We start from the raw sequence: 22,371 nt of genomic DNA, 5'->3' as shown, positions 1-22,371 counted from the left end.
GCGCGCAGGCCCCTCGCACGAAGAAGCGGCCCGGCCGTGGGGCCGGACCACTTCGGGTCGGTCGCTCTCGTGTTCTTCCGGTGGGTCGCTCCGGGCTCATCCCCTCCCACCCGTGCGCCGGGTGCGATCGATGCGGCGGCGGAGCTTGCGGCACACGTGCAGGGCCCTGTCCCTGTCGTCGCGGGCGTTCCACCAGCGTGCGTAGGCCTCGAGCCGCCTCTTGCGCAAGGAGTCCAGTTCGGCCTCCATACGGTTGACCCGGTGTTCCAGGTCGATGCGCTCGCGCTCGATCTCCGACATGTCACGTTCGTGGCAGCCCGCGTCGTTCTCGGCGTCCTTCAACCTGTCCATCAGGCCGTCGGCGGTCGGTTCCCGCTTCTGGCCCGCTTGTCCGGTGATGCCTTGGAACCACACACCCTGCCTTGTTTCCGGCAATGCATAAATGGCACCGTTTGGAGCGCAAAAAACACGGAAACGTCATCCTTGAACAATGCGTGCATATCGGTCACCGCGCACCCTCGGTCCGGAGGGGACCGAGGCAAGCACCGCCCCGCCCAGGTGTGCGTAGAGCGACTCGAAGCGCTCCAGGGAGCGGCGGTGATCGTGCTCGGCCGCCATCTCCCGGCCGGCCGCGCCCAGGAACCCGCGTTCGGTGCGGGAGGACAGGACCGCACGCAACCGGTCGGCCAGCACCTCCACCTCCCCCGACGGGAACAGGTATCCGTTGCGCCCCTCGGCGACCAGGTGCGGCAGAGCCATCGCGTCGGCGGCCACCACCGGCAGACCCGTCGACATCGCCTCCAGGGTCGCGATGCTCTGCAGTTCGGCCACCCCCGCGATCGCGAAGACGTCCCCGGCCACATACACCGACGGCAGCAGTTCGTCGGGGACGAACCCCAGGAAGCGGACCCGCTCCTCCATCCCCAGGGCCCGGGCCAGTTCGGCCAGTTCTTCCTCGCGCTGCCCGGTGCCGGCCAGCACCAACTGCGTGTCCAGGTCAGGGGTGATCAGAGCCAGGGCCCGCACCAGCTCGTCGACACGTTTCTCCTCGTCCAGGCGGCCCACGAAGACGATCGAATCGCGGTCGGGCACACCCAGGCGGGCGCGTGCGGCCGAACGTTCGGAGGCCCGCGGGTGGAAACGGTCCAGGTCGATCCCGCAGGAGACCTCCTCCACCCCCCGTCTCAGCCCCTGCTCCCGCAGCAGTCGGGCCGCACGCGGGGTCGGGGTGGTCACGTGGTCGGCCTGCTCGGCCACACGGACCATGTCGTGCCAGGCCAGCGAACCGGCCACCGATTGCAGGGAGCGGGGCACACGGGCGTGGGCGTAGAGATTGTCCGGCATGAAGTGGTTGGTGAGCACCGTGGGGATCCCGGCCGCCCGGGCCCGTGCGAGCGCCGTGCGGCTGAGGGTGAAGTGGCTCTGCACATGGACCACGTCGGGCGCCAAACGGGCCAACAGGCGGTCGACGTGCCCGCGCAGTCCCAGGGGCAGTGCGGCCCGCATGGTCGGCTGGAGCGGGATCCGGGCCGAAGGCACCCGGTGTTCGGTCACCTCCCCGGCCATCGTCACGTGCGGCTGCCCCTGCGCGGAGGGGCAGAGCACGTGGACCCGGTGGCCGCGCCCGGCGAGCCCATCGGCCAGCCGGTGGGTGAAGTAGGCTGCACCGTTGACATCGGGCGGATAGGTGTCGGTGACGACCAGGACACTCAGCGGGTGTGCTGCTCTGAGCATGGCGGTACTCCTTGGGTCAACGGGTGCGGACGGACCGCGGGGGCTGCTCTGCCTCGGGGTTGCGGTCCCGGCTCCGGGCGAGGCCGACGGTCCCCACCACGGCCATGAGCGCGAAGACCAGCGCGCCGGCCTGGGTGAGCGGTGTGTCCGGGGCGCCCTCGCCGAGCATCACCGCGCCGATACCGACACCGACGACGGGATCGGTGACCAGCAGGGTCGCGTAGGCGGCGGCGAAGTGGCCGCTGCGGTAGGCGTTCTGGACCAACAGGGCGCCGAAGACGGCGGTGACCACGGCCAGCAGGGTCAACCAACTGATCAACCGGGACCAGTCGCCGTGCGCACCGACCAGCACCACACGGGCCAGCCCGGAGGTGGTGCCCATGGCGGCCCCGCCGGCCATGGCGAGCAGGATCGCGCGGACGGGGCTGGGGAACCAGCGTGCGACCAGGTGCAGCAGGACCCCCGCGCCGATGACCACCCCGGCCAGGGTCAGGGCGGCACGGGTCCCCAGCACGGGCGCCTCGTCCACGTGCGGGAACAGCCACAGCACCCCGGTCAGCCCGGCCATGACGGCGAGGCCGGCGACGACCTGGTACGGGCCGACCGATCGGTGGGTGAAGAAGGACCAGAGCACGATCGCGAAGAGCAGGCCGGTCACGCCCAGGGGTTGGATGATGGTGAGCGGGGCACCGCTGAGCGCCACCAGGTGCAGGAGCGCCCCGAGAACGACCAGGGCCCCGCCGAGGAGCCAGCGCGGGCGCCCGAACAGGTGGAACAGCACACCGGCGCGGGCGACCCGGCCGCCCGGTGCCCGGACCGCGTCGCGTTCCTGGAGGGCCGAACCGAGGGCCAGGGCGAAGGCCCCCAACACGGCGACGGGCACCGCCCACAACATCGTCGCCCTCACTCCTTCCGGTCATGTGTGCCGGGCCCTTTCGGGCACGGTCGCGGAACCACCGGACGCGCACAGCGGACCGCGCACCCGTCCCCTCCCCTGTGAGAGGGGCGGATACGCAGCCCGTCCAGGGGGCTCTGTCCGGCCCCTGGCCCTGGATTTGCCTCGTTCGGGGCAGAGCCAACATCAACACGGGGGCAAGGTTGGGTATCGGCACATCCCGAATGTGGGGATTGTCGATCCATTTGTTCGTACCCCTGTGCCGTTCCCGGCACGCATGGCACGATGTCGGTCAATGGTCTAGACCGGATAGGAGCAGCCGTGTCCGACTCCCTGATCCCCCGCCCCCGTGAGTCATCCCCCGGTGAGGGCCCGGGCCTGGTGCTGACCCCACGAACGCGTGTGCACGCAGGAGCGGGGGCCGCCGGGGTCCTGTCCTGGCTGCGCCGCGAGGTCGGTCCGGCGACCGGACTGCCCCTGGAACGCGGTGGCGAGGCCGACGCACAGATCCGGCTCAGTGTGGACCCCGGCGCCGGACTCTCCCCCGAGGGGTACCGGCTGGTCGTCGACGCCGAGGGCGCCTCGGTCATCGGCCACGACGCCGCCGGTGTGTTCTACGGGGCGCAGACCCTGCGCCAGCTCCTGCCCGCCGACGCGTACCGCGCTGCCGCCCCGGCCGGGTCGGAGTGGGTCCTGCCGGCAGTGAGCATCACCGACGCGCCCCGGTTCCGGTGGCGGGGTGCGATGCTCGACATCGCCCGGCACTTCCAGCCCAGACGCGAGATCATGCGTTTCGTCGACCTGATGGCGATGCACAAACTCAACGTGCTCCACCTGCACCTGAGCGACGACCAGGGCTGGCGGGTGCAGATCCGGCGGTATCCGAAACTGACGGAGGAAGGTTCCTGGCGTGCAGAGAGCCAGGTGGGAGCGGCGCGGCCACCGGTCTTCGACGGGCGTCCCCACGGCGGGTACCTCACCCAGGACGACGTCCGCGAGATCGTCGCTCACGCCGCCGAGCGCCACGTGACGGTGGTGCCCGAGATCGATGTGCCCGGGCACTCCCTGGCCGCGATCCACGCCTACCCCGAACTCGGCGAGACCGGACGTGTGCCCGTCGGTACCCAGTGGGGGATCTTCGACGAGGTCCTGGCCGTGACCGACGAGGTCCTGGACTTCTACCGCAACGTCGTGGACGAGCTGGTGGAGCTGTTCCCGTCCCCCTTCTTCCACATCGGCGGCGACGAGTGCCCCAAGACTCAGTGGAAGGAGAGCCCCTCGGCCCAGCAGCGGATCCGGGACGAGGGACTGGCCGACGAGCACGAACTGCAGAACTGGTTCGTCCGGCAGCTCGACCGGCACCTGGCCTCGCGCGGGCGGCGCACGGTCGGCTGGGACGAGATCCTGCAGGGCTGGCTCTGGGCCGGGGACGAGGAGGCCCCTGCACCCGGGGACGGACGCAAGGGCCTGTCGGCGGGCGCGGTCGTGATGTCCTGGCGCGGCGAGGTGGGCGGTGTCGCGGCGGCGCGGGCCGGCCACGACGTCATCATGGCGCCCACTGCGACCTCCTACCTCGACTACCGCCAGTCGGAGTCCGAGGAGGAGCCGGTCAAGGTCGGCACGCTCCTGCCGACGGAGGAGGTCTACCTCTCCGAACCCGTCCCGGAGGGGCTGAGCCCGCAGGAGGCCGAACACGTACTGGGGGCGCAGGTCAACGTCTGGACCGAGCACATCGACACGCCCCGTCGGTTGGACTACATGGTCTTCCCACGCCTGTCGGCCTTCGCGGAGAAGGTGTGGTCGGCGGGCCCGCGTGACTACGCCGAGTTCGAACCGCGCCTGCGTGCGCACCTGCTCCGCCTGGACTGCGCGGGGGTGGAGTACCGGCCCCTGGAGGGTCCGCGCCCGTGGCAGACCCGACCCGGGGTGCTCGGGCGGGACTGACCGGAACCGGCCGGGGCGAGGCCGCGTGCCGCGCCCCGGCCGGTTCCGGAGGCGGTCAGAAGTAGGTGGCCACGGCCTCGACCACGGTGTCCTCCGCGTCCACGACCGGGATGAGCGCCCACCGGTCGAAGGCCGTGCAGGGGTGCGAGATACCGAAGGAGACCAGGTCACCGGGGCGCACCCGGAGCTCCGGCGGCACCTTCAGGTAGGCGTGGTGGTCGTTCAGAGCCGTGATCTCGGCGCCCTCGGCCGGGCTCCGGGTCCCGTCGGAGCGGCGCAGGTAGCGCGGCACGGGCAGGCCCGCGTCGAAGTTGGCCTCGCGCCTTCCCAGCCCGGCGATGGCCAGCCCCTCCTCGGGGGTCGACGTGATCTGGGCCCACAGTTCCAGGGCCCCGGCCAGCGCGTCGGGCCCCTCGGCCAGGCGCCGGTAGGGGGTGGTGCGGCGGTAGAGGCCGTCGTCGTGTGCGACGTAGGCGCCGCTGCGCAGGATCGTCCACACGTCCCGGGCCCCGCCGAACTCCTCGGCGACCAGGTCGAACCAGGCGCTGCCGCCCACCGACAGGACGGGGCGTTCCAGGCCGTGGACCCGGGCGAGCTCGGCGGCGTCGGCGCGCAGGTCGCGCAGGAATCCGCGCACGGCGTCGGCCCCTCCGGCCACCGGTCCCTCGTACCCGGCGACACCGGCGAGTTCGAGGCCGGGGGCGGCTGCCACCTCTTCGGCCACGGCCAGCACACCGGCGCGGTCGCGGCACCCGGTGCGTCCACCGGGCACGCCGCGTTCGACCAGGATCCTCAGCGGGCGCCCGTCGGGGGCGGCCGCGGAGGATGCCGCGGCCACACCTTCGGGGGAGTCGGCGTAGAAGAGGAACTCGAACCCGGGGTCGCGGTCGAGTTCGTCGGCGATCCAGGACAGGGCCCGGGTGTCCAGGAGCTCGTTGGCCAGGACGATGCGCCCTACCCCGAAGCGGCGGTAGGCCAGCACCTGGTTGGCGGTCGCGGCGGTCACGCCCCAGGCGCCGGCGTCGAGTTGGCGCTGGATGAGTGCGGGCGCCATGGAGGTCTTGCCGTGCGGGGCGAAGGTGAGTCCGTGGTGTTCGGTGAAGTCGGCCAGCGCGGTGATGTTGCGGCTCAGTTCCGGTTCGCGCAGCACCATGAGGGGCCAGGTGAAGGGGCCGGTGAACAGTCCTCCGGCCTGTCGGGCGAACTCGTCGAGGGTGAGGGCGCCCTCGGGCCACCACACCCCTTTGGTGCGCCAGTCGACGTGTTCCTGCGGGATGGTCAACCGTTCGCTCACTTGGTCGGTCCCACCTTTCGCGCCAGTGGTCCGCCCCGGACGCCAGAGGTGTCCGGGGCGGACCCGGTGTGTGTCGGAGGCGATCCTCCCACCTGTGGGGCGGGCGGGTCCCGGGCCGGCCCGGAGGGGGCCTCAGGCCCTTCCTGCTGTGTCTCCTGTCGGAGACCGGCCTACCATCGGGCGCCTTCGAACTCGGCGACGGCGTCCTGGCCGATGTCGGGGAAGTCGGTGACGAAACCGTCGGTGCCCATTTCCAGGACCTCGACCATACGGTCCTGCTCGTTGACGGTGTAGGGCATGATCTCGAAGCCCGCCTCCTGGACGCTGGAGACGTAGTCGGCGGTCAGGCCGGTGTGGTTGGGGTTGACCATGTCGGCCCAGTCGTGGTCGTCGAGTTCGTCCACGGGCACCTCACCGAGCAGGCCGTGCGGGACCGAGGGCAGAAGGTCCTCGGAGGTCTCCATGGAGTCCCAGTCGAAGCTCTGGATCATGAGGCGGTTCGGTTCCCGAGGGGGGTTCTTCCTCATCCAGTAGCTGTGGGAGGTGAGTTCCTCGGCCAGGACCTCCTCGATGCCGGGGTGGCTTTCGGGGTCCTTGACCTCGAGGAAGAGGTTGAGGTCCAGGCTCTCCAGCCGGTCGAGGGCCTCCTCGAAGGTGGGGACGGGTTCGCCTTCGAAGGCCGGGTCGAACCAGCTGCCGGCGTCCACCGCCTCGATCTGTTCCAGGGTCAGGTCGGCGATGTCGTAGGAGTCGAGGTCGGGGTGGACCTCCTCGATGTCGGTCGTGCGTTCCAGGGACGCATCGTGCATGAGTACGGGTTCGCCGTCGGCGGTGAGCTGGACGTCGATCTCGACGGTCACGGCCCCCAGCTCGTCGGCGGCGTCGATTGCGGCGAGGGTGTTCTCGGGTGCGTGCCCGGAGGCTCCGCGGTGGGCGACGGCGACGAGCGGGCGTTCGGGGGACGGTTGTTCCGCCGAGACCCGCACGGCGCCGACCGGTCCTGAGGGATGGAATGACGGCGCGGCCAGGGCGGGGGCTCCGCCTGCCGTCACTGTGAGCGTTATGGCTCCGACAACGATCGCGATGCGACGCACCGGACCTCCCATGTACGAGTTATGTGCCGAGTGCTACCTCAGCCTGAGAGCAATTGGTGACTACACGGTGACCATGAGTCGAGCGTGGAATGAGGCCCGCCTCACCGTCCGGTGGTGGGTACCCAATTCCACGCCTTTTATCACCACATGAATCCTATTGATCACTTTGTGTACTTTTTTGACCGCAAAGTCCTTCGTCAGTCACCTGGGGATATGGAACCATTACTATCCGTAGTCAATGGGAAGGAACACGCATGCGCAAGCACCGCACCTGGTGGGTCGCGCTCCTGGGCGCCGGGGCACTGACCGTCTGCGGGACGGCCGTACCGGTCTCCGCCGACGGCGGGGGACCGGCCCGCCCGAGAGCCGAACGGGGCGGGTCCGACCACGGTCTCGACGGCTTCACGATCGGCCGTCTGCCCGAGGGGCTGGAACGGCACCGCGTCAACGCCTCGTCCTCCCACGAGGACGAGGACGTCCGCCGCTCCGAGATCACCTGGGTCCAGGGGTCGGACGAGCTTGCGGGGCGCGTGGCGGTCCTGCGTTCGGAAGCCCTCCAAGAGCTGGACGATCTGAGGCGGGACCGGTTCGGCCACGTGCGCGCCGATGCGTTGGAGCGCCTCGGCCGGGACGAGGGCTTCGAGAACGGCGCCTACCTCTCACAGAACACGGGCGAACTCTTCTGGGTGGAGAGCCCGGGCGTTGCCGTGCTCGCCCACCTGGACCCCGGGCGGTGGACCCGGGAGGAGCTCGAACGGACAGCAGGAGCGATCGTCCCGGCCGCGGAGGAGAGCGCCCCCAGGCCGGTCCGGGGTACGGAGGAAGCTGCACCTCCCCCTGTTCGGGACACCGGGGAGCCCTCCCCCGAGGAAGGCTCCCCCGACGGGAACGGTGGTACCTCCTCCGAGGGCGCCTCTTCCGAGGGCGGTCCCGAGGGGCTCGGCCCGGAGGAGGGACCGGTTCTGGACGTGCCCACCCAGCACGACCCCGAAAGGCCCGAGGCGGTGGCCGACGGAGCCCCTGAGGACATGCCCGCCCCGGCCCGGGCAGACCGGGATCCGGAACTACGGCAACAGAGGAACGGGCAGCCCCTGGAAGAGCTCTCCCCCGCGGAGGTCACCCGACTCCCCGAGGACACCGCCTTCCCCGACGGCATCGTCTTCCCCGACAAGTCCGACCGGCAGGGGGTACCCGCGTTCCAGCAGTGCCTCGTCAACCGTTTCGAGGAACACGGCGGTCTGCGGCCCGAGCAGGAGGGACTGTCCGAGGAGACCCGTGCCTTCGTCGACCGTGTCCAGGCGACCGGGGAACTCGCCGGCGGTGAGCGCAACCGCCTCCTGGCCACCTCCTGGTACCACGGCAGCCGGGACGACAAGCTCCGCGCGGCCGAGGAGTGCGTCTCCGAACAGGGCTCCGCCGCCCAGGACGCCGACCGGCCCTTCGGTACCGTCTCCGAGGTCGTCGTCGAGCTCGACGCCCAGTCGCGCGCGGCCTTCGACAACGTGCGTGCGGGCGGTCGCACGGACGCGGGGGCCACGGCCGCCGCGGAGCCTGTCACGGCCCCGGTCGGGCCCGAGGAGTGGGAGCGGATACAAGAACACCTGCCCTGGCACCTGCCCACCGTCGACACCTGAGGTGCGGGCTGCGCAGGGCCGGTCGGCGGTGCGCACGCACCGTCGACCGCCGTCGCACCCGGGTGGACCCTGTGCTGTGCCGGGGCTCCGGGCCGCTCCCACCATCTCCTCCGTACCTCTCCAGGACGTTGCCCGGACCGCCCCGGCGGGTTCGCTCCCTCCGGCCTCCTCGGCGGACGAATCGTTATCGCTGTGCACTTCTCGGTCCGATACGGTCGCCCCGCGGACACGAGTCCCGCCGGTCCCCCGCTCCCTCCTGGCGCGTCCCGGGACGCGCCTCTCCCCTGCCCGAGGAGGCCTGCCCCGATGCCAGCCCCGACCACTCGTCCACAGCTGCGCGGCGACTACGGCATGGTCGCTTCCACCCACTGGTCGGCCAGTGCCACCGGCATGTCGGTCCTCGAGCGCGGCGGCAACGCCTTCGACGCGGCGGTGGCTGCGGGCTTCACCCTCCAGGTCGTCGAACCGCATCTGAACGGCCCCGGAGGCGAGGTACCCGTGGTCTTCCAGGCCGCGGGCGGGCCCGCGCGTGTGCTCTGCGGGCAGGGTGTGGCCCCCGCCGGGGCGACGATCGGTGCCTACACCGCACTCGGGCTCGACCGTGTCCCCGGCAGCGGGGTGCTGGCCGCCACGGTCCCGGGTGCCTTCGACGCGTGGATGCTTCTGCTGCGCGACCACGGGACCATGGGTGTGCGTGAGGTCCTCGACCACGCCATCGGCCTGTGCGAGCGCGGTTATCCCGTGCTGCCCAGGGTCGCGGCGGCCGTGGAGTCGCTCGCCCCGGTCTTCGGCCGGCACTGGGCGGGTTCGGCGGAGCTGTACCTGCCCCACGGCAGCCCCCCGGCCCCCGGTTCCCGGCTGCGCAATCCGGCTCTGGCCGCAACGTACCGGCGTCTGGTCACCGAGTCCGAAGCGGCCGGGGCCGGGCGCGAGGCCGGCATCGACGCCGCTCGCCGGGCATGGTCCCAGGGTTTCATGGCCGAGGCGCTGGACGGTTTCCTGTCCGAGGACGTGCCCAGCTCGACCGGCCGGCCCCAGCGTGCGTTCCTGTGCGGTCAGGACCTGGCCGAGTGGAGCGCCCGTTACGAGGATCCGGTCTCGGTGCGCCACGGTGTGCACACCGTGCACAAGACCGGGCCGTGGGGCCAGGGGCCGACCATGCTCCAGCAGTTGCGCCTGGCCGAAGCCCTGGGCACCGGGGAGCTGGCGGGCAGCTCACGCGAGGGGGCCGACCCCGACTTCGTACACCGGGTGACCGAGGCCGCCAAGCTCGTCTTCGCCGACCGCGAGGCCTGGTACGGCGACCCGGACCACACTGACGTGCCCCTGGAGGAGCTCCTGTCCGCCGAGTACGCCCGGTCCCGTGCGGGGCTGGTCGAGGACGCCGCTGCGAGCCTGGAGCAGCGCCCGGGCGCTCCGGGTTCCCGCACGCCCTACATGCCGCCGTCCTATCTGCCCGGGAAGGCCGCGCAGGACCGCACCACCGGGGAACCGACGGTGCGCAACGCCGCCGACCCCGCCGACCGGCGCGGGGACACCTGCCACCTGGACGTGGTCGATGCCCGCGGCAACATGGTCTCGGCCACCCCCAGCGGCGGGTGGCTGTCGAGCTCACCCGTCGTGCCCGAGCTCGGGTTCCCGCTCGGCACCCGTGCTCAGATGTTCTGGCTCGACGAGCACTCCCCCAATGCCCTGGCCCCGGGGCGCCGCCCGCGCACGACCCTGTCGCCGACCCTGGTGACCCGCGAGGACGGGCAGGCGGTGCTCGCCATCGGCACCCCCGGCGGCGACCAGCAGGACCAGTGGACCTTCACGGCGCTGCTGCGGATCCTGCACGGTACCGAGGACCTGCAGGAGGCCCTGGACGCCCCGATGTTCCACACCAACGCGTTTCCGAGCTCTTTCCACCCGCGTGAGACCGTGCCCGGCGACCTCGTCGTGGAGCCCGAGGTCGGACCGGAAACCGTCGAGGAGATGCGGAGGCGCGGGCACGAGGTCACCGTCGCCGGGTCCTGGTCGCTCGGACGGTTGGCCGCGGTGGGCCGCGACCCCGACACCGGTGAGCTGCGTGCCGCCGCCGACGCGCGGGGCGCACAGGGATACGCGGCCGGGCGCTGAGGCAGGAGCCGGAAGCGGAGTCGGCTGTTCCAGTACCCTGTCGGCCGTGCGGGAAGGGGTTTCGGGAAGAGCGGACTTCGTACTGTGCTCCTCTCTTGGTCCGACCTCTTGCAAAATCTCCGTGTCACTGCTTATGTAGATCCAGTGACGGGAAACGCGACAACCATCGTGTAGCGTTCCTGTACAGAACTCCATACTTTCCCCGGCAGGGTGCGCGACTGTCTCCCCCTCCCTCAGTGGCGTCCCTGCTTCTCCCCTCCTCACCGAGACCTGCCTTCCCCTCCCGGCTGGGTTGTTCGGACAAGGAGAGATCCGTGGGCCGTGGTGCTGCTTCCCGAGCAGTGCCACGGCCCACGTGTTTTGTGTGTACAGGCATTCGGACCCGCCCTTTTACCACGGGTCCAATTCAATGGCCCGCGAGGAAATGCGGCGCACGGAATTCCGGTCACATTCGGAAATCGGGTAGGCGGGTCGGGTCGCCCGACCCGCCTCCCACACCACCGGACATGCGGGCCCGCATCCGGCGGTTCGTCAGACCGCCTGTGAGAAACGACGGTAGACCTGGCTCAGCGAACGCAAACCAAGGTCATCCCAATAGGCGTTGGGCAGCGACCGGGCCAGGATCCACGAGTTCGCGATCCGCCAGTACCCCTTGCCAGAGCTGGACCACTCCCGAGCCTTGAAGTCCGGGATGCCCAACTTCCGCAACATCGTTCGACGAGTCGCGGGTCGCTTCCACTCCTTCCACCGGATCTGGCGCAACCTGCGCCGTAGCCACTCGTCCAGATCACGGAACAGCCGTTTGGCGTCCGCGAGCCGGAAGTAGCCCATCCACCCGGTGATGAACCGATTGAGCCGATCGAGGCGATACTCCATCGCCACCGACCACCTCCGCGAGGTGAGCTCCCGGATCCGCTCCTTGAGCCGAGTGATCGACTTCGAAGCCAATCGGGTACCCACCCCTTTGCGGGAGAAGTAGAACCCGAAACCCAACAGCGTCGCCTTGGACGCGCGAGAGACCGAGGACTTCTCCCGGTTCACCTTCAACCTCAATCGCTTCTCCACCACCTTGGTGATGGAGTCCAACACCCGCTGGGCAGCCCGCTCGCTACGCACGAACACCCGAAGGTCATCGGCATAGCGCACGAACCGGTGCCCGCGCTCGAACAACTCCCGGTCCAACTCGTCCAGCATGATGTTCGACAACAGTGGAGACAACGGACTCCCTTGCGGGGTCCCCTCCGCCACCGGGAGCTTGACCCCGTCGATCATCACACCGGCCTCAAGGAACCGGCGCACGAGCTTGAGCACCTGACGGTCCTTGACTTTGCGCGCAAGACGCGCCATCACCATGTCGTGGTTGACCCGGTCGAAGAACCGGTCCAGATCCACATCCACCACCCACCGGTGCCCGTCCGCGATCGCCCGCCGGGCCGCGCGCACCGCCTGGTGCGCCGACTTACCGGGGCGAAAACCGAAACTGGCACCACTGAAGTGGGGATCGAAGACGGGTGTGAGCACCTGCGCCAACGCTTGCTGGATCAACCGGTCCAGTGCCGTGGGAACCCCCAACATCCGCTCGCCGCCGCCAGGTTTGGGGATCGTCACCCGGCGAACCGGCTGCGGCCGGTAGCTCCCCGCGTCGAGGTCCGCACGGACCTGCTCCCAGTACTCGCGCAGCCAGTCCCGAAGCTCCTCGGTCCTGACTCCGTCCACACCGGGTGCGCCCTTATTGGCCTGGACGCGTCTCAACGCCGCCCCAAGGTTGGCCGGTGACAGGAATTCCCCCCACAGGCCCCCTCAGGGCGGGAAACGGCTTCCCCGGAGTGCGCCGACCCACCACTACGCCCAACAGGGTTATCTCGCGTATGCACCGCTACCTCCCCCTGTTGACCCACACGCGTGGGATGGCCGCGCTCACCGCGGCGGGCACGAGCAGCACCAGATATTCCGTCTCATTCCAACGTTCGGCCCTTCCCAGCCCACCATCTGATCCCGGCTGGTACTACGACCTCTGCTGACTTCTGCCTGGTCAGCCAGCCCTTTACAGGACCAGCCGTCGGCGCGGCGACATCCTCAGCACAACCGACACCCAGGCAGACCTCCCCGGGTAAGAACAGCTACTGTCCCCCTACCCCTGCCGTGTTTACACTCCGCCGTCTTGACGGTGACGGGCTTCACCCTACGTAGCGGGCTCACCCCGACGGATATGCCTCATACACGGTTCGTGTTCCTCAGTGCAGGGTTTCGCCTCGGGCTTCCTTCCGACCCCACCTCGCGATGACGCCGTTGCCTCCGGCTCGCGGTTAGCACCATCTCTTCCCGCAAGGGACTTTCACCCTCAAGCAACTGCCCATGCCGGGCGTACCACGAAAAGGGCACCCCGGTGTGAAGACCGGGGTGCCCTGGGGCGAGTGCACGGATCAGGCGTGGACGCGCACCACGCCCGCGAGATTCTCCGTCCGCACCGGGGTGACCTGCACGTCCAGGCCGGTGCGCGGCGCCTCCAACATCTGGTCCTCACCGAGGTAGATGGCCACGTGGGAGATGTACTCGGGCGCCGTGGGGTCGGAGCGCCAGAAGATGAGATCACCGCGTTCCATGTCCGCGTAGTCGACGCGGGTGCCTGCGTTCCACTGGTCGTGGGTGACACGCGGGATGCTGACACCGGCCTCGGCGAAGGCCCACTGGAGCAGGCCCGAGCAGTCGAACCCTTCGTTCGGGGTCGTGCCGCCCCACACGTAGGGCACTCCCAGCTGGGTCTCGGCGTTGGCGATGACCTCTTCCACGACCGTGGGCGGCACGGCCTCGCCCTCGGTCATCGGTTCGGGTGCGTCGGTGACCAGCTGCAGGGAGGCGTCCTGGCCCTCCAGGGCCTGCTCGAGGTCCTCGTTCAGCTGTGCCAGGTCCGCGTCGGGCGCGGAGATCACGAGTGCGTTGCCCTCGGGCATACCGAGCTCGGCCGCGCGCTCGCGGGAGACCAGGGCGTCGATCCCGGAGATCCCGGACGTGGCGTGGGTCCACACCTCCATCGAGACCTCGCCCTCACCGCCCGCGACGGCCACGTCGGTGCCGACGTCGAGGCCGCGTTCGGTGCCGGCGTCCTTGGACAGGGCGATGGCGCCCTCGGCCACGCCCTGCCAGATGTCGTCGGACTCGGCGGAGGGTTCGGGCGCGTGGTTGCGGAACAGGGAGGGGTTCACGCCCAGCAGCGAGGTCTCTTCCCCCTCGACCTCCAAACGTGCGGCGTCCACGTGGAGGGCGTCCTCGACCCCCTCGATGCCGCGGACCGCCTCCACGGCCTCGCGCGGCAGGCTCTCGGGGGCGACCGCGAAGTACTCGACACTGCGGGCCCCGTCGAAGGGGGCCACAGGGATGTCACCGTCGAGGTCGTCGGTGTCGGCGGTGTCCGGTGTGGCCTCCTCGGCCTCGTCGTCCGCACGGGGGTCGGAGCCGCTGGGCCGGGCCTCGGAGTCGGGGGCGGCGGGGGCAGCGGCGATCTGCTGGCTCACCGGCGGGCGGTCCTCGACCACGGGCTCGGCCCAGACAGGGCCGGCTCCCAAGGCCGTGAAAGCGGCCACCAGGGCCGCGGAGCTACAGGCGCGGGCACGGGTTCGCACGGGGAGATCTCACCCTTCCTCTGGCCGTTCGGGGACCGGTTCCCCCTGCGCCGCACGGCCCGTCGATGGTTTCCGGGAGACCAGAATGGTCGTGCCGCACCGAGTTTGCAAGGATCCGAAGCTGTCCGATATCGGACGTCCACCCCCCGGACACCACGCGTCCTTTCGGGATTTTTGCATCACGTGCGGGATCCCCTGCGGCACAGGGTCTCCGTACCCTGGGAAAACTCCACTGGAGAGCGGTTCACACCCTTCGAACGAAGATCCTCGTCCTCCTTGCCCGGCGGGGAGAATTGTTCATGGAACGGTTCATTTTCCGTGCGTGACGTCGGAACACGGTCAGATATGGGTTCGCTCGCCCGAAACGGTTGTGACCAGCGGAAACCGGACTGGGGAGGAGGGAAAGAGCAGTTCACGGGCCTCACGTTCGGCGGCGGCGACCGCCTCCACCGTCGCACCGGCACGGTCGGCGGGCACGTGCAGGACCTCCTCGTCCTGCACGAAGGAAACCACCCCGCCCCTCGGGCAACACGGGGACGCTGCCCGGCTGCCGGACGCGGCCCCAGGAGTTCGGTGGGCAGCCTGTCGTGGAGGTCGGGGCGCAGCGGGAGACCGTCGCGGCTCGTCTCGGCCGCCGCGGGCCCGCCCGCCGACTCCACCGCGGCCAGCAGGCGCAGTCCCCGGCATCGGGCAGGTCTGCCAGGCGGCGTACCTGGTCGTGGACCTCGATCAGGGCGGTGAGGCGGTCGGTGCCGGGGGCAGGGTGGAGCGGTCGGGCTCGAACAGGGCGGGCTGGGTGTGGGCGCCCTCCCCCGTCCTACGGACCGGGTCCTCGGGTACCGGGAGACCGTGCAGACGCGCCCGGGCAGCGCCCGGGGGCGCGGTTCCTCGTGGCGTCCGGCGTGACCGGGCAACCGCGATCCGCATGTCCCCGGGCTCCCGTCCGGGACCGACATTCGGGCACGGGAGGAGGCCCCGGACACCGGATCCGGTGTCCGGGGCCCGGACGGCCTCAGCGTCCGGTGCGGACCACGTTGGCCAGGGGTTCTCCAGCCGCCCAGCGCGTGAGCTGGGCGTCCATGAACGCGCGTGCACGCGGGTAGAAGGAGGCCGCACCACCCGCCACGTGCGGGGTGATGTACACACCGGGGGCCTCCCAGAGCGGGTGGTCGGCCGGCAGCGGTTCGGGGTCGGTGACGTCCAGGGCCGCGCGCACCCGCCCGTTCTGCGCCAGGAGCGCTCCGGTGTCCAGGACGGGGCCGCGTCCCACGTTGACCACGAGTGCGTCGTCGGCGAGGAGCGCGAACTCGCGTGCCCCGAACAGGCCGCGGGTGGCCTCGGTGAGCGGGGTGACCAGGACGACCGCGTCGGCGTCGGGCAGGAGTTCGTGCAACCCCTCGACCCCGTGCACGTCCTCCTCGGGCCGGGCCCTGCTCGCCACTCGGGTCACGGTGGTCTCGAACGGGAGCAGGCGTCGCTCGATCGCCGCCCCGATACTGCCGTATCCCACGATGAGGACCCGGCAGTCGGCCAGTGAGCGCTGCGGCACCGTTCCCCACCGGTGGTCGCGCTGGTCGACGGCCCACCGGGGCAGGTCGCGCTGGGCCGCGAGCAGGAGGGCGAGCGTGTGTTCTGCGGTGCTCGCGTCGTGCAGTCCGCGCCCGTTGCACAGGGTCACGTGGTCGGGCAGCAGTGGCAGGACCTGCTCGTAGCCGGCCGAGACCAGTTGCACGACCTCCAGGTTCGGCATGCGCGCGATGACGTCGGTGGACTCGTCCACGCCCTGCGTGGAAGGGGCGTAGGGCACCTGGTAGAAGGTCACCCCGTCCAGCCCCCTCGTGGGCGCGGGTCCGCCCGCGTAGAGGTCGACCTCCAGGGAAGCGGGGGCGTTGTCCCGGTTCTGTTCCCACTGCACGAGTGCTCGGCCGCCCATGTGGCTGCACAACCTTTCCGCATCGGTGCTCCTCACGCGCCACACTAGGTCGTCGGCGGGGACGGAGGGGCGGGGCGGGGGCGTGTTCGGCTCGGGCGCGTCCCGGGAGCCCGGAGCGGGGACGGTCAGCTCTGCGCGAGCTCGTAGCAGGCCACGGCCGCGGCTGCGGTGACGTTGAGGGAGTCCACGTCCCGGTCGGCCATGGGGATGTGGACCCGGGCGGTGGCCCCTTCCAGCCACCGCGAGGACAGTCCGTCCCCTTCGGTTCCCAGCAGCAACCCCACACGCGTGTCGGCGTCCAGCCCCGCGACGGCCTCGCGCAACGGCACCGACTCTTCCCCCGGGGTGAGCGCCATGAGCTGGAACCCCGCCCCGCGCAGTGTGTCCAGTCCGCCGTACCAGTCGGTCAGACGTGTGTACGGCAGGGTGAGGACCGCGCCCATGGACACCTTGACCGAGCGCCGGTACAGCGGGTCGGCGCACCGGGGGGCGAGCACGACGGCGTCCACTCCGAGCCCTGCGGCGCTGCGGAAGATCGCACCGACGTTGGTGTGGTCGACCAGGTCCTCCAGAACCACGATGCGGCGTGCCTTCTCCAGCACCGTTCCCAGGTCGGGCAGCGCGCGCCGGTGGAAGGCCGCCAGCGCACCGCGGTGCAGGTCGAAGCCGACCAGTTCGCGCGCGGTCTCCTCCTCGACCACGTACAGGGGGGCGTCGGCACCGGTCACGAGGCCGTCCAGAGCGCGGGCCCGGCGTTCGGTCAGCAGGAAACTGCGCGGGGTGAACCCGGCAGCAGCGGCGCGCCGGATGACCTTCTCGCCCTCGGCCATGAACAGGCCGTGCTCGTGTTCGAGGTGGCGGCGCAGGTTGACGTCGCGCAGTCGTGTGTAGTCGGCCAGGCGCGGGTCGGCGGGGTCACTGACCCTGATGATCTCCATGTCCTGCATTTTCCCCGATTCCGGGCACTGTTCCTGTCGCGGGGACACCGCTCGGTCCCAGGTCCGGGGCTGCCGGGGGCCGACAGTGTGTCCGGGGCGACCTTCGGGTGCTGCCACGGCTCGGGTGGAGAGCTTCCCGCGGGGGCAGAGCCGGCGCCTCCGTCAGTCCAGTTCTTCCGTCAGGGGGCGCAGCCGCTGCCACCGGGCCTCCTCGCAGGAGCCCTGGCGCGAGAGTGAGGTGTCGATCTCCTGTCCTTCCCACACGCCGGTGACCGTGGCCTCCTGAGGGCCGTAGACCGTGTCGGTGCACACCGTGCCGTCGCGCACCTCGGTGAAGAGCACCTCGGTGCCCTGCTCCGGGGCCTCCGTGGGGCCGCCGCCGTCCACACCGGCCTCGACCGGTTCGTCCTCCTGGAGTTCGGGGACTTCGACGGTGGAGTCGCTGTCGGTCTCGAACTCCTCGGCCGTCTCGGCCAAGGCTCTGCATGCGGAGTGGTCGCTCTCGAGGTCGCCGGTGCAGCTCAGGGTCTGCACCCAGGCGCGGTCGCGGTCGCTGACCCGGACCTCCAGCTGACCGACGGGGCCTTCGAGTTCGCGTTCCTCGACCGGTTCCTCCACCGGTTCCTCGGCCCGTCCCTCGCTGCCTGTGGTGCTGGTGGTCTCCACGTCCTGGGGCGGGAGCATGGACGGGCCGACGAGAACCGCGTAGGCCAGCGCTCCGGCGCAGCAGGAGCCGGCGAGCAGCTTGGTTCCGAGGGGGACTCGGTTCCGTTCTTTACGGTGCGTTCGGGACATGCCAAAACCCTCGGGGGTCAGTCGGTCACGGTGGTGTCCGGCGCGCGGGGGAGGCGTGGGTCGCGCACGGATCGACGGAGAGGCACCCAAGACTAGCGCTGCCCGGGAGTGCTTCTGGGGGAGCACGGTAACAAAGCGATCACCCCGCTACGGACACGCGCCCGCACCCCGGAACGGGGTGTACCGCCGGTGTGCTGCGGCTGTGCGCCTCTTTCGCTTCGGCATTACCAACGAGTAAGGTCCCATTTCAAAGCCTTTGCGGCCCTTGGTTCGTACTTCTCCACCCATAAGGTGTGATGTGATCCACGGACCGTTGGTTCACGTCCATCGTCCGCAGAGTGCTCGCGGTCGCGCACCCGCCCGACCACGCCCAGGGCGTGCGCCCGCGGCCGCCCCGACCCTCCGGTTCCCGGACGCCCCTGCACCGGAGCCGGACGCAGCTACGCCCCGGAGTGCTTGTGTCGACTGGACGCCATCGACTTCCCTCACCGACCGCCGCCCACACACGCAGGATGGTGGGGTCGCCACTGGGGATCACCGCGATCGCCGTCGCGCTCGTCGCCGTCGCCGCGATCCTGGTTCCGGTCGGCCTCAATGCGCTCGGCTGTGGTGAGACCCGGTACCTGCGGGTGTCCACCACCCAGAGCATGGCCCCGGTCCTGCGCGAGGCCGCCTCGGAGTTCAACGCCGGGTCGTCCTCCTACGGGGGCGACTGCGTGTACGCACAGGTCGACGAGATCGCCCCGCACCGCATCATGAGCGCCATCTCGGGCACCCGGCCCGACGACTCCACGATCGCCCCCCACGTGTGGGTACCCGAGTCCTCGGCCTGGGTCGAGCTGGCCCGTGTCTCGGCCGAAGGCGCGCACGGGATCGAGACCGACCCGCCCTCCCTGGCCGCGTCGCCGGTGGTGATGGCCGCGCCCGCCGACTCCGAGGGCCTGCCCGGCGGCAACGAAGCACCGTGGACGACGATCCTGCCCGAGGAGCTCGACCCGGACCGCCAGGTCGTCATGGTCGACCCCAACCGCGGTGCCGACGGCATGGCCGCGATGTACGCGATCCGCGACCACCTGGGCACCGGGGACGACGCCGACACCGACATGACCGACTTCGTACGCGACGTCCAGCAGGACAGCGCGTTCGGGGAGATCGACCTCCGCACGTTCTACAGCGGCTCCGAGGCCGCCCAGGAACGCCGCGACCCGCTCACGGTCGTGCCCGAGCAGGAGGTCGTCGACTACAACACGACCCGCCCCGACAGCGCTCCCTCCCTGGAGGCCTACTACCCGGAGGAGGGCACCGTCAGGCTCGATTACCCGTACGTGACCACCACCGAGAACCCCGACCTGCGTTCGGCCGCGGCCGACCTGTACGAGGTGGTGAGCGGCGATGCCCACCGCGACCGGATGCGGGAGCTGGGTTTCCGCGAACCGGACGGCTCCCCCACCCCGACCCTGGAAGGACGGTCGGGCATCGTCAGCGACGGGCACGAGGTACACGGCGGCCTGACCGGAGACGCTCTCCTGGACTCCGTCAACGACTGGAACCGCCTGTCGATGCCCAGCAGGGCCCTGGTGCTGGCCGACACCTCCGAGAACATGGAGGAAGACCTCAACGGCGGCCCCTCCCGCATCGACGCGGCCCGGGAGGCGGCCCGAACGGGGCTGCAGCTCTTCCCCGACGAGACCGACATGGGCCTGTGGATGCTCTCCGAGGAGTTCGGGGAACAGGGCCGCGACGAGGCGGCCGAGATGCACCAGCTCGGGGCGACCGACGACGCCGACGTCACCCGCCGCCAGGAACTCGCGGAGGTCGCCGACACCATCGAGGTCGAGGGCGGGCAGTCGCGCCTGTACGACAACATGCTCGACGCCTTCGACGAGGTCCAGGACAACTACCACGAGGACAAGATCAACAGCGTCATCATGCTGACCGCCGGGATCGACGACGGCAGCAGCAACCTCAGCCACCAGGAGCTGGTGGAGACGCTCCAGGACCGGTTCGACCCCGAGCGCCCGGTCAGCTTCTTCATCATCGCCTTCGGCAACGAGGCCGATGAGGCCGAGCTGCAGTCGATCGCGTCGGCAACCAGCGGTTCGGCCTTCGTCACCGACGACCCGGACGAGATCGGCGACATCTTCCTCAGTTCCATCTCCCGGCGCCTGTGTGTGCCCGACTGCGACTGAGGTCCGGGCCGGGGCGGGGGCTCGCACGCCCCCGCCCGTCGATCTCGATCGGGTATCGGAATACACCGGCCCCCTCACCGCCCGAGCAGCCGAACCTGGCGGTGATCACCGAGGTTACAGGTCGTACGAAGTCACTCGCCCCGGCACGAAACGTGACAGGGAACGCCCGAAGGTTCGGGGCGGTTGAGTACCGTTCCCTCCAATAACACCGTTTCGGTCCGTTCACTCCCTTACCGACGGGCCGCCTCCATCCCCCTGAGGACACACGGTCCGTACACCACCCCGTGAGGAAAGCTGTGGGACGTCACCGCGGAAAATACGCAGAGGAACCCTCCGGCGGCCGCCAGAGACGACGCGGCCGAGGCGGAGCCGTCGCCGCCCTGGCCGGTGCGCTGGCCATCGTGCTCGCCCTCGTGGTGGCCGGCGTCTACATACTCGTCAACCGCTCCGACGGCTGCGGTTCCCAGCTGAACCTGGACGTCGCCGTCGCCCCCGAGATGGCCCCGCCCGTGCAGGCCGTGGCCGATGAGTTCAACGCCGAGGAGCACACCGTCGACGGCGACTGCGTGCGTGTGGACGTGCGCCAGGCCGACTCCGCCGACGTTGCTTACTCCATCACCGGGTCGGGCGCCACCATGGGTGACACCGAGTCCGACGTGTGGATCCCCGATTCCTCGGTGTGGCCGCGCCAGGTGCAGAGCGAGGCCGGCGACGCGATCATCACCGAGACCGGCACCTCCCTGGCCCGCACGCCCCTGGTGCTGGCCGAGCTGGAGGAGTTCGCCGACGACTCGCAGGAGAGCACCTGGAAGGACGTCGTGCCCTCCGGTGCCCCTGGTGAGGGCCAGGACCGCACCGTGCGCGTGGTCGACCCCGTGCGCAGTGCCACCGGTCTGGGGTCCCTCTACCTCCTGCACGGGGCCCTGCAGGAGTCCTCCTCCGACACCGATACCTTCAACGCACAGATGACCGCGGCCCTGCAGTCCCTGCACCAGGGGGCCTCCGCCAACGAGGAGGCCGCGTTCCTGGCGTTCAGCGGCGGCGGCGAGGAGTCCCCGCCGCTCATGGTCATGTCCGAGCAGGCGGTGTGGCGCTACAACACCATGCACTCGGAGGCACCCGCCCGGGCCGGGTACATGGACAACACCTACTACCTCGACTACCCGTACGTGGTCCGCAGCGAGGAGAGCGCCATCACCCGCGCTGCCGAGGAGTTCCGCAACACGGTGCGTGCCGAGGAGAACCGGGGACACTTCCTGGAAGAGGGCTTCCGCGACACCGACGACGGTATGGACACCGGGGTGCTCACCGCCGACGCCGGGTTCCAGGAGGAAGTGCCCGAGGAACTCCCGGTCCCCTCCGAGGGTTCGATCGAGGAGCTCACCCGGTCCTGGACCCAGCTGAAGATGGACTCGCGGGTCCTGACCATCGTCGACGTATCCGGGTCGATGATGGCCGAGGTCCCCGGCACCGGCATGACCCGTATGCAGGTCACGGGGGCCGCCGCCGACGACGGGCTGGACATGTTCACCCCGACCTCGGAACTGGGGCTGTGGGAGTTCTCCACCGACATCAACGACGGGCTGCACCACCAGGAACTCGCACCGGTCCGGGAACTGCAGGCCGCCGGCGACGACGGGAACGACCACCGCGACGCCGTGGCCCGGGAATTCGACAGCCTCCAGCCGCGGCCCGAGGGTGACACGGCCATGTACGAGACCTATTTGGCCGCCTACGAGGAGATGTCGCGCACCTACCGGCCCGACCGGACCAACGTCATCCTCATGTTGACCGACGGCGACAACGACCACCCCGGCGGCATGGAGCTGGAGGAGTTGTTGGAGGGCATCGACGAGCTCTCCAGCCCCTCGCGTCCGATCCCGATCATCACGATCGCCTTCGGCCCGGACGTGCAGCACCTGGAACCGCTGCAGGAGATCGCCGCCGCTACCGGCGGGGCCGCCTACATGACCGAGGACCCCCGCGACATCGGAGAGATCTTCGTGCAGGCGTTCTCCCTGCGGATCGAGGACGAGGGCGACGGGGACGACGACAGCTGACCCGCGCAGGACCGCCCTGCCACGGGGCCCGGCCGAGCGGTCGGGCCCCGTGGCGCGTTCGGTGGGAGGGCCCGGGGCGCGTGCGGTCTGCAGCGGTTCCGTACCCGCTCCCTCCACGGCGTG

The 22,371-nt window shown here is 70.4% G+C and carries 16 protein-coding genes and 1 pseudogene; 5 read left to right on the top strand and 12 right to left on the bottom strand.

Annotation, left to right across the window (positions count from 1 at the left end):
- Positions 1-96 precede the first annotated feature (96 nt).
- The 3 genes from D456_RS0120595 to D456_RS0120585 form a co-directional block, all read right to left on the bottom strand.
- Positions 97-414 carry a hypothetical protein gene (locus D456_RS0120595; RefSeq protein WP_017578066.1) on the bottom strand — a complete coding sequence of 106 codons (318 nt, stop codon included), beginning with the start codon at positions 412-414 and terminating at the stop codon, positions 97-99.
- Positions 415-477: 63 nt separating this feature from the next.
- Entirely contained in the window at positions 478-1,734 is a 1,257-nt protein-coding gene (locus D456_RS0120590) for a glycosyltransferase (RefSeq protein ID WP_017578065.1), read from the bottom strand.
- Between the two features lie 16 nt (positions 1,735-1,750).
- The gene (locus D456_RS0120585; RefSeq protein ID WP_017578064.1) at positions 1,751-2,629 is read right to left on the bottom strand and encodes a DMT family transporter; all 879 of its coding nucleotides are present in this window, start codon (positions 2,627-2,629) and stop codon (positions 1,751-1,753) included.
- Positions 2,630-2,914: 285 nt separating this feature from the next.
- On the opposite strand from D456_RS0120585, the gene D456_RS0120580 reads away from it, so the two are divergent.
- The gene (locus D456_RS0120580; RefSeq protein ID WP_051049514.1) at positions 2,915-4,573 is read left to right on the top strand and encodes a beta-N-acetylhexosaminidase; all 1,659 of its coding nucleotides are present in this window, start codon (positions 2,915-2,917) and stop codon (positions 4,571-4,573) included.
- 55 nt (positions 4,574-4,628) lie between these two features.
- Here D456_RS0120580 and D456_RS0120575 read toward each other — a convergent pair whose 3' ends face one another.
- Both D456_RS0120575 and D456_RS24675 read right to left on the bottom strand, forming a co-directional pair.
- A complete protein-coding gene (locus D456_RS0120575; RefSeq protein WP_017578062.1) occupies positions 4,629-5,867 on the bottom strand; it encodes an alanine racemase in 1,239 nt (412 codons plus the stop codon).
- A 170-nt stretch (positions 5,868-6,037) separates the two neighbouring features.
- Complete coding sequence (locus D456_RS24675; protein WP_152442635.1) at positions 6,038-6,919, bottom strand: glycerophosphodiester phosphodiesterase; 882 nt, start codon at positions 6,917-6,919, stop codon at positions 6,038-6,040.
- A gap of 296 nt (positions 6,920-7,215) precedes the next feature.
- Between D456_RS24675 and D456_RS24670 the strand changes: the two genes are divergently transcribed.
- Positions 7,216-8,595: a hypothetical protein gene (locus D456_RS24670; RefSeq protein WP_040699770.1), complete on the top strand. Its 1,380-nt coding sequence runs from the start codon at positions 7,216-7,218 to the stop codon at positions 8,593-8,595.
- Between the two features lie 306 nt (positions 8,596-8,901).
- Positions 8,902-10,713, top strand: a complete 1,812-nt coding sequence (locus D456_RS0120560; RefSeq protein ID WP_017578060.1) for a gamma-glutamyltransferase family protein — start codon at positions 8,902-8,904, stop codon at positions 10,711-10,713.
- A gap of 531 nt (positions 10,714-11,244) precedes the next feature.
- Here D456_RS0120560 and ltrA read toward each other — a convergent pair.
- The 7 genes and pseudogenes from ltrA to D456_RS0120530 all read right to left on the bottom strand — a co-directional run bounded on the left by ltrA (position 11,245) and on the right by D456_RS0120530 (position 17,999).
- Positions 11,245-12,492, bottom strand: a complete 1,248-nt coding sequence (ltrA, locus tag D456_RS0120555; RefSeq protein WP_275040499.1) for a group II intron reverse transcriptase/maturase — start codon at positions 12,490-12,492, stop codon at positions 11,245-11,247.
- A gap of 644 nt (positions 12,493-13,136) precedes the next feature.
- Positions 13,137-14,333, bottom strand: coding sequence for a C40 family peptidase (locus D456_RS0120550; RefSeq protein ID WP_017578058.1), 1,197 nt, complete (start codon positions 14,331-14,333; stop codon positions 13,137-13,139).
- A gap of 339 nt (positions 14,334-14,672) precedes the next feature.
- Positions 14,673-14,846, bottom strand: coding sequence for a hypothetical protein (locus D456_RS26945; RefSeq protein WP_017578057.1), 174 nt, complete (start codon positions 14,844-14,846; stop codon positions 14,673-14,675).
- A gap of 14 nt (positions 14,847-14,860) precedes the next feature.
- Positions 14,861-15,206 (bottom strand): annotated as a pseudogene (locus D456_RS27645) (bifunctional 3'-5' exonuclease/DNA polymerase); the annotation flags it as partial.
- A gap of 139 nt (positions 15,207-15,345) precedes the next feature.
- Positions 15,346-16,266: a 2-hydroxyacid dehydrogenase gene (locus D456_RS0120540; RefSeq protein WP_017578056.1), complete on the bottom strand. Its 921-nt coding sequence runs from the start codon at positions 16,264-16,266 to the stop codon at positions 15,346-15,348.
- A 125-nt stretch (positions 16,267-16,391) separates the two neighbouring features.
- Entirely contained in the window at positions 16,392-17,204 is an 813-nt protein-coding gene (locus D456_RS0120535; RefSeq protein WP_026116070.1) for a TrmH family RNA methyltransferase, read from the bottom strand.
- 162 nt (positions 17,205-17,366) lie between these two features.
- The gene (locus D456_RS0120530) at positions 17,367-17,999 is read right to left on the bottom strand and encodes a hypothetical protein (RefSeq protein ID WP_026116069.1); all 633 of its coding nucleotides are present in this window, start codon (positions 17,997-17,999) and stop codon (positions 17,367-17,369) included.
- A gap of 512 nt (positions 18,000-18,511) precedes the next feature.
- Here D456_RS0120530 and D456_RS0120525 point away from each other — a divergent pair.
- Both D456_RS0120525 and D456_RS0120520 read left to right on the top strand, forming a co-directional pair.
- On the top strand, positions 18,512-20,188 hold the full coding sequence (locus tag D456_RS0120525; protein ID WP_017578054.1) for a substrate-binding and VWA domain-containing protein: 1,677 nt from the start codon (positions 18,512-18,514) through the stop codon (positions 20,186-20,188).
- Between the two features lie 296 nt (positions 20,189-20,484).
- The gene (locus D456_RS0120520; RefSeq protein ID WP_017578053.1) at positions 20,485-22,248 is read left to right on the top strand and encodes a substrate-binding domain-containing protein; all 1,764 of its coding nucleotides are present in this window, start codon (positions 20,485-20,487) and stop codon (positions 22,246-22,248) included.
- The last annotated feature ends 123 nt before the right edge of the window (positions 22,249-22,371 follow it).

It is taken from the genome of Nocardiopsis kunsanensis DSM 44524 (assembly GCF_000340965.1).
In the GTDB taxonomy this organism is placed as follows: Bacteria; Actinomycetota; Actinomycetes; order Streptosporangiales; family Streptosporangiaceae; genus Nocardiopsis; species Nocardiopsis kunsanensis.
Note: the sequence above shows the minus strand (reverse complement) of the source record. Positions and strands in the feature narration are given on the sequence as shown.